This is a genomic window from Mycolicibacterium vaccae NBRC 14118 = CIP 105934 (assembly GCF_001552715.1).
GTDB classification, from domain to species: Bacteria; Actinomycetota; Actinomycetes; order Mycobacteriales; family Mycobacteriaceae; genus Mycobacterium; species Mycobacterium vaccae.
This window is the reverse complement of sequence record NZ_BCRS01000162.1, coordinates 1-13,382: the sequence shown is the minus strand read 5'-3', so window position 1 is coordinate 13,382 and position 13,382 is coordinate 1. Positions and strand designations below refer to the sequence as shown.

Here is a 13,382-nt window from a genome sequence, read left to right as displayed (position 1 = left end):
GGCTCGCCGAGGTCGGTTACGAGCCGTTCCGGGCGTTGGTCGGCGCGGTGCTGCGCCATGCCGGCGGTGTCCGGATCGACCACATCATCGGCCTGTTCCGGTTGTGGTGGATTCCGAAGGGCGCGTTGCCGACCGACGGCACCTATGTGCGTTACGACCACGAGGCGATGATCGGGATCGTCGCGCTGGAGGCACAGCGAGCGGGTGCGGTGGTCGTCGGCGAGGATCTCGGCACCGTGGAGCCGTGGGTGCGGGACTATCTGCGTGAGCGGGGACTGTTCGGCACGTCGATCCTGTGGTTCGAGAGCGACCGGGACGGCGGGGGCGGCCCGCTGCCTGCCGAACAATGGCGCGAATTCTGCCTGTCGGCGGTGACGACACATGACCTGCCGCCGACGGCCGGCTACCTGGCCGGCGAACATGTGCGTCTGCGTGACGAGCTCGGCCTGCTGACCCGCCCGGCCGAGGAGGAGTTGGCAAGCGACCGCGCACATCAACAGGCGTGGATGGCCGAGCTCCGTCGAGCCGGCCTGCTGGACGGGGACTCACCCGACGTCGACGAGGTCGTGCTGGCCTTGCATCGCTATCTGGGCCGCACACCGTCGCGGCTGTTGGCACTGTCTCTGGCCGACGCGGTCGGCGAGGTGCGCACCCAGAACCAACCCGGGACCGTCGACGAATACCCCAACTGGCGCGTGCCGCTGGCCGGACCCGACGGCCGGCAGGTCCTGTTGGACGACATCTTCGAGCAGCCGCGCGCCGCGGCGCTGTGCGAGGCGATGCGCGCCGCCGTGCAGCCGGGTCAGAACGGTGGCGGGTCGGCGCCGTAGTCGGGCAGGACTTGTCCGGATGGCGCGGATCTGATCTTCCCCCGGAAGAACAGCTCGGCCACCTGCGGCAGCCGGTAGCGCAACGCCACCGCGATCCGCATCTGCCCCGACGCCCGCTTCGACGACATCCCCAGGGCCGCCCCGATCTGTGCCGCGACGTTGCTCCAGGAATCGAACGCCCAATCCCCGCGCCCGCCGTCCTCGTCGACGGTGTCAGGGATCAACTGCGCGATCGCCGCCGACTTCCGCGCCCCGGCCGCGGCCTCCTGATGCGCGGCCTGCTCGATCGCGTCGATCAGCGCGGCCTCCCCCAAACCGGCGAAACATCTGGTCGAACATATGTGCGTATTCATCAGCGTGGACCGACGTTTTCCGCAGCAGAATCGCTGCCTGTGGATCACCGACGACAGCTCAGACACGTCGCGGCCGGTGAATCATCGCCGCCTTGATGTAACGCCGGCGGGCGCTGCAGCGGTTTCACATTCGTGACTGCTGCGATATGTTCGCCGCACACCGAACCGAGGGAGTTGTAGTGAACAAGCTCGTTGTGCTCAGCGGCGGATTGGTCGCCGCCGGAACAGCCGCGCTGATCGGTGCCGGTGTGGCCGTCTCGCAGCCCGCGGTGCAGACGAGCCCGTACAACGTCGTCGGTGAGCAGTACGGACGCGCGCTGGCCATCCTCAAGAGCCAGGGCGTCAAGGCGTACTTCGGTGGCGCGACCGGCAGCGCGCTGCCGCAGTCGGCCTGCTTGGTCGGACAGCAGAAGGTGACCAGCGGCGGCCGCATGCTGTTGATGCTCGACTGCACGCAGGCCGCAGCCGACCAGATCAAGGCCATGGGCCCCACCGGCGGACCGACCATCGGCGCCAACGGCGTCACCACGGTCACGCCCACTCCGATGGTGCCGATCGCCGGCGCCCCCGGCGCCGGGATGGCGCCGCCGGCCCCCGGTGTCGTGTCGAACATGCCGGCCGGTCAGGGCGCGCCGATCATCGCGAACACCTCGCCGCGCCCCTGATTCCTGTCGGGGCCGGCGCCTACTCCTCTCGCGGGGTCTCCGAGCGATCGGCGCGGACGGCCTCCTCGAGCCGGTCGAGCAGCGGGAGTTGACCTTTCAGCAGCTTGGTGCGCGCCGTCTCCAGGTCGAACCAGGCGACCCGGTCGAGCTCCGGAAACTCTTTGAATGTGCCCGAGCCTCTGGGCCATTCGAGGGTGAACGTGTTGCTGACCGCGCCCTCCGGGTCGAGGTCGCCGCGCACGGCGAACGCGGTGACCAGCTTGCCTCCGGGCTGACGCACGGGCTCGAAGTCGATTCTCGGGCCGGCGGGCACGGGCTTGCCGATCTCCTCGGCGAACTCGCGTTGGGCGGCGGCCCAGGGGTCCTCCCCGTCCACGTACTCACCTTTGGGAATCGACCACGCGCCGTCGTCCTTGCGGGCCCAGAACGGTCCGCCGGGATGACCGAGGAGGACCTCGAGCACCCCGTCGTGGTCACGGAAGAGCAGCAGGCCGGCGCTGAGCTTGGGCACCGCCCGACGATATCGGGTCGGGGCGGGTCAGATCCCGGTCCAGGCCGCGTCCAGGCGCTCGGCGACATCGATGATCTTGGCCTTCTGGGATTCGGGGCTGTCGATCTCGCCGGCCACGTGCAGCGCGATGAATCGTTTGATCTCGGCGTCCACGCCGCCGACGATGCGCACCACCTCGCCACGCAGCGACTTCGATGTGACGTGTATCGAGATGTCGGACGGGCGCGGCTTCTCCACATCGATGATCAGCAACAGCGGTTCGGCTGCCTTGGCGGTCGCGCGCAATGAGATCTCGCCGAACACCACGAACTTCGGCTTGTCGATGCGCAGATCGACCACCATGTCGATCTCCAGCGGTATCCGGATGTTGAAGCTGATCAGCTCGCCGAGTTCCCTGCTCACCCTGGGCTGCTGGATCCGCACCTTCGCGGTGACCTTGGCCAGTTTGCCCGGCCCCTGCGCGATCGGACCCATCTCGAAGGAGTCGCCGGCGATCTCGCCGATCGCGCCGCCGACCCGCTCCTCGGTCACGGCGATCTCGAAGAACCGGCGGCCGAACTGTTCGTAGGTGAGAAACTCAGCGGTGTCAGGGTCGGACATAATGCTGCCTACGTTCTCACGTGTGGAGCGTCCGGCGCGACAACGCGCCGAAATGCGCCGGCGTCACTCCAGCTCGCCGAACAGCCGGATCCTGTCGAGGGTCACCTCGTCACGGCCTGAGCCGCCGATCTCGCCGATGAGCACGCTGCGCCGACCGTCGCGGTCCACGCGCGCCGCGACCGAGTGCCCGGCGGTGACGAGCTTGCTCCAGGTACCGCCCGAAAGGTGCCTGACGAGATCCGACGAGCTCACGGGTTCGTTGTCCCCGATGGTGACGGGGTTGTCGGAGACCAGGCGGCGCATGCCGACCTCGTCGCCGTCGCACGCGTCGTCGAGGAACCTGGTGAACATTCGACGACCGCCGGACCCGAGGCCGCGGAAACCGCCGAGGAAGCCCAGCGCACCGGTCACCCCCTGGTTGGTGAGCATGCTCCTGCCCAGTGCCATCCCGGCCGGCACGGCGGCCAGCCCTCGACGGGCGAACTGAGCGACCATCGCGGGCAGCTCCCAGTACGCCGCCAGCGACGCGATCCGCAGGCCGTCACCCTCGGCACGCAGGTCGTAGCGGATATAGGTGGGGACCTGCATCGTCACCCCGGCGGCCATCTCGATCTCCAACTCGACATCCCGGATCACCGTGGTGTCGACGACGAGGTCGGTGTCGGCGCGGAAGGTGATCTCCCGGGGTCCGATGAACGTGTCGTAGAACCGCCCGAGCGCGACGTGTCCGCGGTGCGGCGCCGACCCGACCGGGTCCTCGACCCGGCCGTCGGCGGTGAAGAGGCCGATCCACCCCGCGCGGTCGTGCGTTCCCGCGGCGGCCAGGGACTGCTGGGCCGCCGACAGCACGTCAGCTCGTGTGAAGGGCATATGGTTGCCTACCACCTCGACCCGCGACAGTCGACTAGACCTGCCGTCGGGGGCACACTGGTTTCATGAGCAGCAGCAGCGGGCCGTTCGGTTTCGACCCCGAGGATCTCGACCGCGTCGTCCGGGAGGCGGGTGAAGGCCTGCGCGAGGCCATCGACGGTCTCGGCAGGTTCCTCAACACCCCGGGTGAGCGGGCGGGCTGGTCGACGCTGTTCGACACCCGGCCCCGCACCCGGCCGGAGACGACCGGCGAGACCGGCGACGGCGTGTGGGCCATCTACACGATCGACGACGCCGGTGGCGCACACATCGAGCAGGTGTATCCGACCGAATTGGACGCGTTGCGGGCCAACAAGGAGAACACCGACCCGAAGCGGCGGGTGCGTTTCCTGCCGTACGGGATCGCCGTCAGCGTCCTTGATACCGCTGCCGGAGGCGGCGAGGACGGGTCAGCCGACCAACATCCGTAGATGCTCCCAGCCGCGGACCGTCGAGGTCGGCGCCAGTCGGGCGGTGTCGTAATCGATGTCCCACTCCGGCCAGCGGTTGAGTAGTTCGTCGAGCGCGATCCTGCCTTCCAGGCGGGCGAGGTTGGCGCCCAGGCAGTAGTGCAGTCCCTTGCCGAAGGTGAGGTGGCTGATGTTGTCGCGGTGGATGTCGAAGGTGTCGGGGTTGTCGTAGCGGCGCTCGTCGCGGTTGGCGGCGCCGAACAGCAGCAGGATCGCGCTGCCCGCAGGCACGTGCGTCCCGTCGTACTCGAAGTCCTTGATGAGGTACCGCGCGACGTGCGGCCCGGTGGGTTCGAACCGCAGCGTCTCGTCGATGGCCCGGCCGAGCAGTGACCGGTCCTCGGCGATCTGGCGTCGCTGGTCGGGGTGTTCGGCGAGCACCTTGGCCAGCCATCCGATCAGCCGGCCGGTCGTCTCGTTGCCCGCCCCGGCCACCACCTGGGTGTAGTGCAGGACCTCTTTGCGGGTCAGTTTGCGGTGCACCCCGGTCTCGTCGGTGAACTCGACGTTGAGGAGCGCGGTCATCAGATCGTCGGACGGGTTGGCCGCCCGCCATTCGACGTAGTCGGCGTAGATGCGGCCGTCGGCGATCCGGTCGGGATCGGCGACCTTCATCGGGGCGCCGGGTCGGGTGCGCAGGTTCGCGTCGTTGGCGTCGCGCACCGAGACCTGTTCGGACTCCGGGATGCCCAGCAACATCCCGATCACCCGCATCGGCATCATCGCGGCGAGTTCGGCGATCACGTCGAAACCGTCGGAGCCGACCAGCGGGTCCAGGCAGTTCACGCAGTAGCGCCGGATCTGGTCTTCGATCTCCGCCATTCGCCGCGGCGTGAACACCCGTGACATCAACCCACGCAACATCGTGTGCTCGGGCGGATCCTCGAACATCATCACGCCCTTCGGCATGGCGAAATCGGATTTGACCAATTCGAGGATGTCGCTGCGGCTGTTGGAGAAGGTCGACCAGTCGAGCAGCGCTTTCTCCACGTCGGCGTGCCGCGACAACGCCCAGAAGCCGTAGCGCTCGTTGTGGTAGAGCGGCGCCTCGTCCCGCAGCCGCGCATACGTCGGGTACGGATCGGTGACAATGTTCAGGTCGTAGGGGTCGTAGTAGAGATCGTCGGACACCGTCGTCGTCATCGCGGCACGCTCCTCGGCAGTTTGTGCGACCGCTCAGCATCCTATGCGATCATTACGCCAGAGTGACGTGAGCCGCGACGGTCCCCCGCGCGTTAGCAGCGCCACATTTTCTTGAGCTAATCTGTCGCAGAATGAGAACTTATATGGGCTAAGTTACGATTCGCTAAACCGAGAGACACAACCACAGGGGTCTAATGCGCGCCACAAGTCGGGGCCGGCAGTCGTGATCGCCATTGCCAAAAAGGTATGGCTCCCGCTGCTCATCATCGTCGTCGTCGTCGTCGCAGGCCTCACGGTCTCGCGCATCCGGACTTTCTTCGGATCCGAGGGCATCATCGAGACCCCGCGCAACTTCGCCGATCTCCCCGAACCGTTCGATCCCAAGGTGGTTCGCTACGAGATTACCGGCTCCGGGTCGTACGCCGACGTCAACTACCTCGACCTCGACGCCAAACCCCAGCGCGTCGACGGGGCTGCCCTGCCGTGGTCGCTGACCTTGGAGACCACCGAGCCGTCCGCAGCGCCCAACATCGTCGCCCAGGGTGACGGCAGCACCATCACCTGCCGCATCTTCGTCGACGACGAGCTGAAGGACGAGAGGACGACTGACGGCTTGAACGCCCAGACCTTCTGCTTTGTGAAATCCGCATGAGCGCACCAGTTTCCGACGCCCGCACCGACGAGTTTCCGTCTGCGCGCCAGCCTCATCGCCCGTTCATCCCCAGGATGATCCGGCTGTTCGCCGTGCCGATCATCCTGGGCTGGATCGCGCTGATCGTCGTCGTCAACGTCACCGTCCCGCAGCTCGAGGCGGTCGGCGAGGCGCAGGCGGTCTCGATGAGCCCCAACGACGCGCCGTCGCTGATCTCGATGAAGAAGGTCGGCGAGCTGTTCGAGGAAGGCGACTCCGACAGCTCGGTGATGATCGTGTTCGAGGGCGACAAACCCCTCGGCGACGAAGCCCACGCGTGGTACGACGAGCTGGTCGACCGGCTGGAAGCCGACACCACGCACGTGCAATCCGTGCAGGACTTCTGGAGCGACCCGCTCACCGCGTCGGGGTCGCAGAGCAACGACGGTTTGGCCGCCTACGTCCAGGTCAAGCTCGCCGGTAACCAGGGCGAGGCGCTGGCCAACGAGTCGGTGAAGTCGGTCCAGCAGATCGTCGAAAGCCTCGAGCCGCCATCCGGCGTCAGGGCGTTCGTGACCGGTCCGGCGGCCCTGGCTGCCGATCAGCACATCGCCAGTGACCGCAGCATGCGGCTCATCGAGGCCGCCACCTTCACGGTGATCATCGTGATGCTGCTGCTGGTGTACCGCTCGATCGTCACCGTGCTCATCACGTTGCTGATGGTGGTGCTGTCGCTGGCCACCGCACGCGGGGTGGTGGCGTTCCTCGGCTATCACGAGATCATCGGACTGTCGGTGTTCGCCACCAACCTGTTGGTGACACTCGCGATAGCCGCGGCAACCGACTATGCGATCTTCCTGATCGGTCGATATCAGGAAGCGCGAACACTCGGCGAGGACAAAGAGTCCGCGTACTACACGATGTTCCACGGCACCGCCCACGTGGTGCTGGGCTCCGGCCTGACCATCGCCGGCGCGACGTTCTGCCTGAGCTTCACCCGGCTGCCGTACTTCCAGACCATGGGTGTGCCGCTGGCCATCGGCATGTTCGTGGTCGTGATGGCCGGTGTGGTGCTGATGGTCGCGATCATCAGCGTCGCGACCCGCTTCGGCAAGCTGCTCGAGCCCAAGCGCGCGATGCGTATCCGCGGCTGGCGCAAGATCGGCGCCGCGATCGTGCGGTGGCCGGGCCCGATCCTGATCGCGACGATGGCGATCACGTTGATCGGCCTGCTCGCCCTGCCGGGCTACAAGACCAACTACAACGACCGCGACTACCTGCCTGCCGATCTGCCGGCGAACCAGGGGTACGCGGTCGCCGACCGTCACTTCGACCAGGCCCGCATGAACCCGGAGCTGTTGATGATCGAAAGCGATCACGACCTGCGGAACTCGGCGGACTTCCTCGTCATCGACAAGATCGCCAAGGCGATCTTCCGGGTCGAGGGCATCGCCCGGGTGCAGGCGATCACCCGGCCCGACGGCAAGCCGATCAAGCACACCTCGATCCCGTTCCAGATGAGCATGCAGGGCACCACCCAGCGGCTCAACGAGAAGTACATGCAGGACCGCATGGCCGACATGCTGGTTCAGGCGGACGAGATGGCGAACACCATCAAGACCATGGAGAAGATGTCGGGCCTGACCGCCCAGATGGCCGAGATCACCCACAGCATGGTGACGAAGATGGAAGGCATGGTCGTCGACATCGAGGACCTTCGCGACAGCATCGCGAACTTCGACGACTTCTTCCGCCCGATCCGCAATTACTTCTACTGGGAACCGCACTGCTACAACATCCCGGTCTGCTGGGCGATCCGGTCGGTGTTCGACACCCTCGACGGCATCAACGTGATGACGGATGACTTCAAGGCGATCATCCCGGACATGAAGCGCCTGGATCAGCTGATGCCGCAGATGGTCGCGCTCATGCCCGAGATGATCGAGACCATGAAGACCATGCGGACGATGATGCTGACGATGTATCAGTCCCAGAAGGGTCAGCAGGACCAGATGGCGGCGATGTCCGAGGACGCCGACGCGATGGGTGAGGCGTTCGACGACTCGATGAACGACGACTCGTTCTATCTGCCGCCGGAGATCTTCGAGAACAAGGACTTCCAGCGAGGCCTGGAGCAGTTCCTGTCCCCCGACGGCCATGCGGTGCGCTTCATCATCTCCCACGAGGGCGATCCGCTGAGCCCCGAGGGCGTGGCCAAGATCGAGAAGATCAAGACCGCGGCGAAGGAGGCCGTCAAGGGCACCCCGCTGGAGGGCTCGAAGATCTATCTCGGCGGTACCGCGGCCGTGTTCAAGGACATGCAGGACGGCAACAACTACGACCTGCTCATCGCCGGCATCGCCGCGCTCGGGCTGATCTTCATCATCATGTTGATCCTGACCCGTGCCGTCGTCGCGGCAGCCGTGATCGTCGGCACCGTGGTGCTGTCGCTGGCCGCGTCGTTCGGTCTGTCGGTGTTGTTCTGGCAGCACATCCTGGGGCAGCCGCTGCACTGGATGGTTCTGGCCATGGCGGTGATCATCCTGTTGGCCGTGGGTGCGGACTACAACCTGTTGTTGGTGTCCCGCCTCAAAGAGGAGGTACACGCCGGCATCGGCACCGGAATCATCCGCGCGATGGGCGGCAGTGGCTCGGTGGTGACGGCCGCGGGCCTGGTGTTCGCGCTGACGATGATGTCGATGGCGGTCAGCGAGCTGACCGTGATCGGGCAGGTCGGCACCACCATCGGGCTGGGTCTGCTGTTCGACACGTTGGTGATCCGCGCGTTCATGACGCCGTCGATCGCCGCGCTGCTGGGGCCGTGGTTCTGGTGGCCGCAACGTGTCCGTACCCGTCCCGTTCCCGCACCATGGCCCAGACCCGGTGGGCTGCAATCAGATCCGTCAGAAGGAGTGAGGGCATGAAGCGCGTACTGACTGGTGTCGCGACGGTCGCGGCAAGCTTGGCGTTCGCCGCGCCCGCGGCGTTGGTCTTCGCCTCACCGGCGGCGGCCGACCCCGACACCGCGTTCACCAACGAGCTGAACGCGTACGGGATCTACGGGCAGAAGGACTACAACGCCTGGATCGGCAAGATCACCTGCAAGCGGATCGCCACCGGCGTCGACGCCAACGCGTTCGAGGCGGCCGAGTTCGTGCAGAACCAGCTGGCGAAGGGCACCACGACCGAGCAGTCGTGGCAGTTCCTGGCCGCGGGTCTGCGGACCTACTGCCCCGACAAGCTGCCCATTCTGGACCAGGCGCGTCAGTAGGGCTCAGTAAGCCTCAGCACTTGCGCGAGTGTGGGTGTTGTGCACGCTTTTCACTGAAAATCCGTGCACAACACCCACATTCGTGTGTCCGGGCGTCCCACCCATAACAAAAATCCACGTTCTGCAGTGGTGCACTTGCACTTTCGCTGCAGAACGTGGATCTGTGTGACGTTCGGGGCGGCCCTGGTTACCGGGCGACGGGCCAGTGCCACACGGACATGTCGCCGCGCGGGTAGTCCATGCAGACATCGGTGGCGTGGGCCACGACGCCCTTGTTGTTGAAGAAGATCTTGGCCCAGTTGCCCCACCGGGTGGCCACCTGCTCGTAATACACGTTGGTGGCGGTGTTCTCGGAGTACTGGCGCCGGCCGACCGGGTCCAGCGAGAAGAACCAGTGGATGCGGTCGAACGCGGCCTGCTGGACGTCGGCGGGACGGTTGGCCCGGTCCATCATGTACCGCTCGAAGTACACCGGACTGGTGTCGCGCACCGCGGCCAGGTACTGCTCCACATCGCAGGTGGTGTGGATGATGCGACGCGGGATCGGATAGTCGTCGGTGGAATCGGCCATCGCCGGTCCGGCCAGGCTCGCGCTCACCGCGGCGGCGCCGAGGAATCCCAGACCCACCCGTGCGACGCGACTCATCAGTCCGCTCATCGTTTCTCCAGCCTCATCGTTCGGTCGGGTCCCACAGATTGTATAGCGCAGCTAGGCAGCTGGGCGGCCTCGCTCACCGTCAGCCTCCGCCGGTGACGGGGTTCGAGGTGAGTGAGATCCAGCCGCCGTTGATCCACACTCCCCAGCGGCCGCCCCAGCCCGAATTCCACACCACGGGCTGGCCGATCCAGACCTCGGCGGGCTTGGGCGGCGCCCAGGCCGGCGGCACCTCACCGAGCGCGGGCGGCGGCGGTGGAGGCGGTTGCGCACCGGCGACAGCGGCCGAACCCAGGAGGCCGGCAGCCAACCCGCCGGCGACCGCGGCAGCGGCCAGCGTGGTCTTGATCGGGGTCATCGCATCACTTTCGGATCGGTAACCGGACAGGATAATTAGCATATATAACCAGCGCGCGGCGCGCCGAATCCAGGGTCGCCGTTTTGCCCCTCCACATCGCCGATGGCTGACATTCTTGGAGCCGTCTGTAACGCCCCCAGCGAGGAGGACTGATGTCGGCACCAGTGGCGGTGGAGACCGGCAGCGACACCCACGGACCGCGCCGGGCGTGGGCGGCGGTGTCGGTGCTCGCGGTGGTCGGGACGCTGAACTACGCCGACCGGTTCCTGCCCGCGGTGCTGGCCGAACCGATCCGGGAAGAACTGTCGTTGTCCGACACCGCGATCGGACTCATCAACGGCTTCGGCTTCCTGGCCGTGTACGCGCTGATCGGCATCCCGATCGCGCGGATCTCCGACCGCGGGGCCTACGGGCTGGTGATCTCCGGTTGCCTGTCGCTGTGGGGCGTGATGACGATGCTCGGCGGGGCCGTGCAGTCGGGTTTCCAACTCGCGCTGACCCGGGTCGGCGTCGCGATCGGTGAAGCCGGGTCGACCCCGGCCGCGCACGCCTACGTGGCCCGCAACTTCGCCCCCGAGCGCCGTGCCGCTCCCCTGGCGGTGATCACCCTAGCGATCCCGCTGGCCAGCGCCGCCAGCCTGATCGGCGGCGGGCTGCTGGCCCAGGCGCTGGGTTGGCGCACCGCGTTCGTGGTGATGGGCGCGATCAGCGTGGCCGTCGTCCCGATCGTGCTGGCCGTCGTCGGTCGCAGACAACAACCGCTGGCCGAAACCGTGGCGGTGCAACAGGTCCCGGTGAAGTGGTGGGACATCCTGCGCAAGCCCAGTTACCTGGCGATCGTCGCCGGGGCGGCGTCGATCTCGGTGGCGGGCTACGCGCTGACAACGTTCGCGCCCGCGTTCCTGATGCGTGCCCGCGGCATGTCGCTCGGCGACGTCGGGCTGCAGTACGGGCTGGCCAGCGGGATCGCCGGCATCCTCGGCCTGCTGGTCGTCGGCAAGGTGGCCGACCGGCTCTCGGCGGTGGATCCACGGTGGCTGCTCTGGCTGGTCGCGGTGATGACCGCGGTGTTGATCCCGTTCTCCACCCTGGGGTTCCTGGTGGGTAGCGCGACGCTGTCGGTGTGTTTCATCGCGTTGAGCTATGTCGTGGGCACGGCCTACATGGCACCGTCCATCGCGGCGATCCAGCGTCTCGTGCCCGCCGAGCAGCGCGCCACCGCATCGGCGATCTTCCTGTTCTTCAGTGCGATCCTGGGCTCGGTGGGCCCGCTGGTGACGGGCCTGATCAGCGACGCGCTCAAGCCGGATCTGGGTGATCTGTCGCTGGGTCGCGCGCTGCTGTGCGTGGTGCCGGTGATGCACCTGGTGGCCATCGGCTGCTACCTGCTGGCCAGCAGACGCTTCCTGCGCGAACTCGTCGCTTGAGCTGAGAGGGCGCGCTCAGAGCCCGAACTGGTCCTCGACCACACCCAGCCACACCTGGGCGGCGTCGATGGCCACCTTCTCGCTGATGAAGGCGTGCTGGGTGCCGGTGTAGACGTCGCGGAAGGCCCGCTCCAGCCGGCTGCCCTCGCGGATCGAACTCGTGCCCGCGGCCAGATGCGCCCACTCCGCGCAGCCGCGCGCGGTGTCGGTGGCATAGACCGCCGCGACCCTCATGTCCGCGCGCAGTGTCGGCGTCAGGTCGCCCCCGGCCGCCACGGCCGCCTCGGCGGCGCCGAACGCGTCGAGCACCAGAAGGCGGGCCGCCCGCCACGCCGCGGTGTGGTGGGCCAGCCCCTTCTGGAAGGTGGGCCGGCTGGCCAGCGCGGCCATGTCGCTCATCCGGAACTTCGTCGCCGCGAGATCGGCGACGTCGTCGAGCATGCTCTTGGCCACCCCGAGCGCCCAGGCCGCATGCCCGGCGGCGGTCACCGGCATCATGCCCATCCGGGTCGCAGGCGAGCTGCCCCGCATCGGCTGGCGGGTGAACAACGCGAAAGTGCGTGCGTGCGGCACGAATACGTCGTTGATGGCGTAGTCGCAGGACCCGGTGCCTTTGAGGCCCTGCACGTGCCAGCCGTCGGCGAACGCGACGTCCGCCCGCGGCACCACGGCCACCTGCATGTCGGGCACACCCTCGGCGATCCAGCGGATCTGGCCGTCGACCATCGGCAGGAACCCGGTGGCGACGTACTGGGCGTGCCCGGTGCCGGATCCGAAACTCCACGACCCGGTCAGCCGGTAGCCGCCGTCGACGGCGATGCCCTGTCCGTTGGGGAAGAACTGGCCGCCCATCGTGACGCGGTTGTCGTTGGCGGTGAAGACCTCGGCGAACCCGGGGTCGGGCAGATAGGCCGCCGCTGCGAACGACGACGGCAGGTTGGCGATCCCGACCCAGCCGAATGAGCCGTCCTGCCAGGCCATCTCGATCCACGTCTCGATCATCTCGGCGAAGCTCGGTTCGACGCCGCCTGCGGGCACGGGGTTGAACGCCGTCATCAGGCCCGACGACCACATGGCGTCGACGATCGCCGGGGTCATCGTGCGGAGACGCTCGGCCTCGGCGGCCTGTTCACACACCAGCTCGCGCATTCCGCGGGCACGATCTGCCACCGCCGTCACGGCGTCGACGTTAGCCGCTCAGGGCAGGGCACTGAACAGAATCGCCGGATCTGTCATCTCGAGGGGAACCTGGACCACGGGCACCGAGACCGCGGGGCCCGGCCATTCGCCGGTCAGGTGCTCCTGGGTCGTCGGCACCGCCTCCGGAGCCGGCAGGTGTGATGTCGCGACCGGGGCGGGCGCAACCGCGGGCGCAACCGCGGGCGCAACTGCGACGGGAGCGGGCGCGACCGCCGGCGCGGGTGCGGTGTAGGCGCGCGGGGCCGGCGTCCATACCGGGCTCACGGCCTCCTCGGCCGGCTCGACCACCTTGCGCACGATGCCGGCCACCCCGTTGGAGGGTGCGGAGACGGCCACCCAGCCGGTACCGGCCGGGACGG

15 protein-coding genes and 1 pseudogene are annotated in these 13,382 nt (G+C 67.4%); 7 read left to right on the top strand and 9 right to left on the bottom strand.

Features of this window, described 5'->3' with window-relative positions:
* Positions 1 to 830 (top strand): 4-alpha-glucanotransferase (locus tag MVA01S_RS24285; RefSeq protein WP_003932222.1); only part of this gene is annotated, 830 nt, incomplete at its 5' end.
* On the opposite strand, the gene MVA01S_RS24280 is transcribed toward MVA01S_RS24285, so the two are convergent.
* Entirely contained in the window at positions 803 to 1,183 is a 381-nt protein-coding gene (locus MVA01S_RS24280; RefSeq protein ID WP_082930227.1) for a DUF222 domain-containing protein, read from the bottom strand. The genes MVA01S_RS24285 and MVA01S_RS24280 overlap by 28 nt on opposite strands.
* A gap of 179 nt (positions 1,184 to 1,362) precedes the next feature.
* Here MVA01S_RS24280 and MVA01S_RS24275 point away from each other — a divergent pair, with 179 nt between their 5' ends.
* Positions 1,363 to 1,848, top strand: a complete 486-nt coding sequence (locus tag MVA01S_RS24275; RefSeq protein ID WP_003932220.1) for a ferredoxin reductase domain-containing protein — start codon at positions 1,363 to 1,365, stop codon at positions 1,846 to 1,848.
* Between the two features lie 19 nt (positions 1,849 to 1,867).
* Here MVA01S_RS24275 and MVA01S_RS24270 read toward each other — a convergent pair whose 3' ends face one another.
* The 3 genes from MVA01S_RS24270 to MVA01S_RS24260 all read right to left on the bottom strand — a co-directional run bounded on the left by MVA01S_RS24270 (position 1,868) and on the right by MVA01S_RS24260 (position 3,829).
* Positions 1,868 to 2,359: an NUDIX hydrolase gene (locus tag MVA01S_RS24270; protein WP_003932219.1), complete on the bottom strand. Its 492-nt coding sequence runs from the start codon at positions 2,357 to 2,359 to the stop codon at positions 1,868 to 1,870.
* Between the two features lie 27 nt (positions 2,360 to 2,386).
* The gene (locus MVA01S_RS24265; protein ID WP_003932218.1) at positions 2,387 to 2,959 is read right to left on the bottom strand and encodes a hypothetical protein; all 573 of its coding nucleotides are present in this window, start codon (positions 2,957 to 2,959) and stop codon (positions 2,387 to 2,389) included.
* A 63-nt stretch (positions 2,960 to 3,022) separates the two neighbouring features.
* The gene (locus MVA01S_RS24260; protein ID WP_003932217.1) at positions 3,023 to 3,829 is read right to left on the bottom strand and encodes a ketosteroid isomerase family protein; all 807 of its coding nucleotides are present in this window, start codon (positions 3,827 to 3,829) and stop codon (positions 3,023 to 3,025) included.
* 65 nt (positions 3,830 to 3,894) lie between these two features.
* Between MVA01S_RS24260 and MVA01S_RS24255 the strand changes: the two genes are divergently transcribed.
* The gene (locus MVA01S_RS24255) at positions 3,895 to 4,299 is read left to right on the top strand and encodes an Rv0313 family protein (protein WP_003932216.1); all 405 of its coding nucleotides are present in this window, start codon (positions 3,895 to 3,897) and stop codon (positions 4,297 to 4,299) included.
* On the opposite strand, the gene MVA01S_RS24250 is transcribed toward MVA01S_RS24255, so the two are convergent.
* Positions 4,279 to 5,481: a cytochrome P450 gene (locus MVA01S_RS24250; protein ID WP_003932215.1), complete on the bottom strand. Its 1,203-nt coding sequence runs from the start codon at positions 5,479 to 5,481 to the stop codon at positions 4,279 to 4,281. The genes MVA01S_RS24255 and MVA01S_RS24250 overlap by 21 nt on opposite strands.
* A gap of 223 nt (positions 5,482 to 5,704) precedes the next feature.
* Between MVA01S_RS24250 and MVA01S_RS24245 the strand changes: the two genes are divergently transcribed.
* From MVA01S_RS24245 to MVA01S_RS24235, 3 genes are read left to right on the top strand one after another with little or no spacing between them, the layout of a single operon-like run.
* Positions 5,705 to 6,133 carry an MmpS family transport accessory protein gene (locus MVA01S_RS24245; RefSeq protein WP_003932214.1) on the top strand — a complete coding sequence of 143 codons (429 nt, stop codon included), beginning with the start codon at positions 5,705 to 5,707 and terminating at the stop codon, positions 6,131 to 6,133.
* Entirely contained in the window at positions 6,130 to 9,036 is a 2,907-nt protein-coding gene (locus MVA01S_RS24240) for an MMPL/RND family transporter (protein WP_040542324.1), read from the top strand. The genes MVA01S_RS24245 and MVA01S_RS24240 overlap by 4 nt, the downstream gene beginning before the upstream one ends.
* Entirely contained in the window at positions 9,033 to 9,383 is a 351-nt protein-coding gene (locus tag MVA01S_RS24235; protein WP_003932212.1) for a DUF732 domain-containing protein, read from the top strand. Before MVA01S_RS24240 ends, MVA01S_RS24235 begins: the two co-directional genes overlap by 4 nt.
* A 187-nt stretch (positions 9,384 to 9,570) precedes the next feature.
* Here the strand turns inward: MVA01S_RS24235 and MVA01S_RS24230 are convergent, their stop codons facing one another.
* Positions 9,571 to 10,041 (bottom strand): DUF5078 domain-containing protein, encoded by a 471-nt coding sequence (locus tag MVA01S_RS24230; RefSeq protein ID WP_040542321.1) that lies wholly within the window; start codon positions 10,039 to 10,041, stop codon positions 9,571 to 9,573.
* 79 nt (positions 10,042 to 10,120) lie between these two features.
* The gene (locus MVA01S_RS24225; protein WP_003932210.1) at positions 10,121 to 10,396 is read right to left on the bottom strand and encodes a hypothetical protein; all 276 of its coding nucleotides are present in this window, start codon (positions 10,394 to 10,396) and stop codon (positions 10,121 to 10,123) included.
* 152 nt (positions 10,397 to 10,548) lie between these two features.
* On the opposite strand from MVA01S_RS24225, the gene MVA01S_RS24220 reads away from it, so the two are divergent.
* Positions 10,549 to 11,823 carry a spinster family MFS transporter gene (locus tag MVA01S_RS24220; RefSeq protein WP_040542318.1) on the top strand — a complete coding sequence of 425 codons (1,275 nt, stop codon included), beginning with the start codon at positions 10,549 to 10,551 and terminating at the stop codon, positions 11,821 to 11,823.
* A 15-nt stretch (positions 11,824 to 11,838) separates the two neighbouring features.
* Here MVA01S_RS24220 and MVA01S_RS24215 read toward each other — a convergent pair whose 3' ends face one another.
* Both MVA01S_RS24215 and MVA01S_RS31670 read right to left on the bottom strand, forming a co-directional pair.
* Entirely contained in the window at positions 11,839 to 12,972 is a 1,134-nt protein-coding gene (locus MVA01S_RS24215; RefSeq protein ID WP_003932208.1) for an acyl-CoA dehydrogenase family protein, read from the bottom strand.
* A 48-nt stretch (positions 12,973 to 13,020) separates the two neighbouring features.
* Positions 13,021 to 13,382: pseudogene (locus tag MVA01S_RS31670) on the bottom strand (hypothetical protein); the annotation flags it as partial.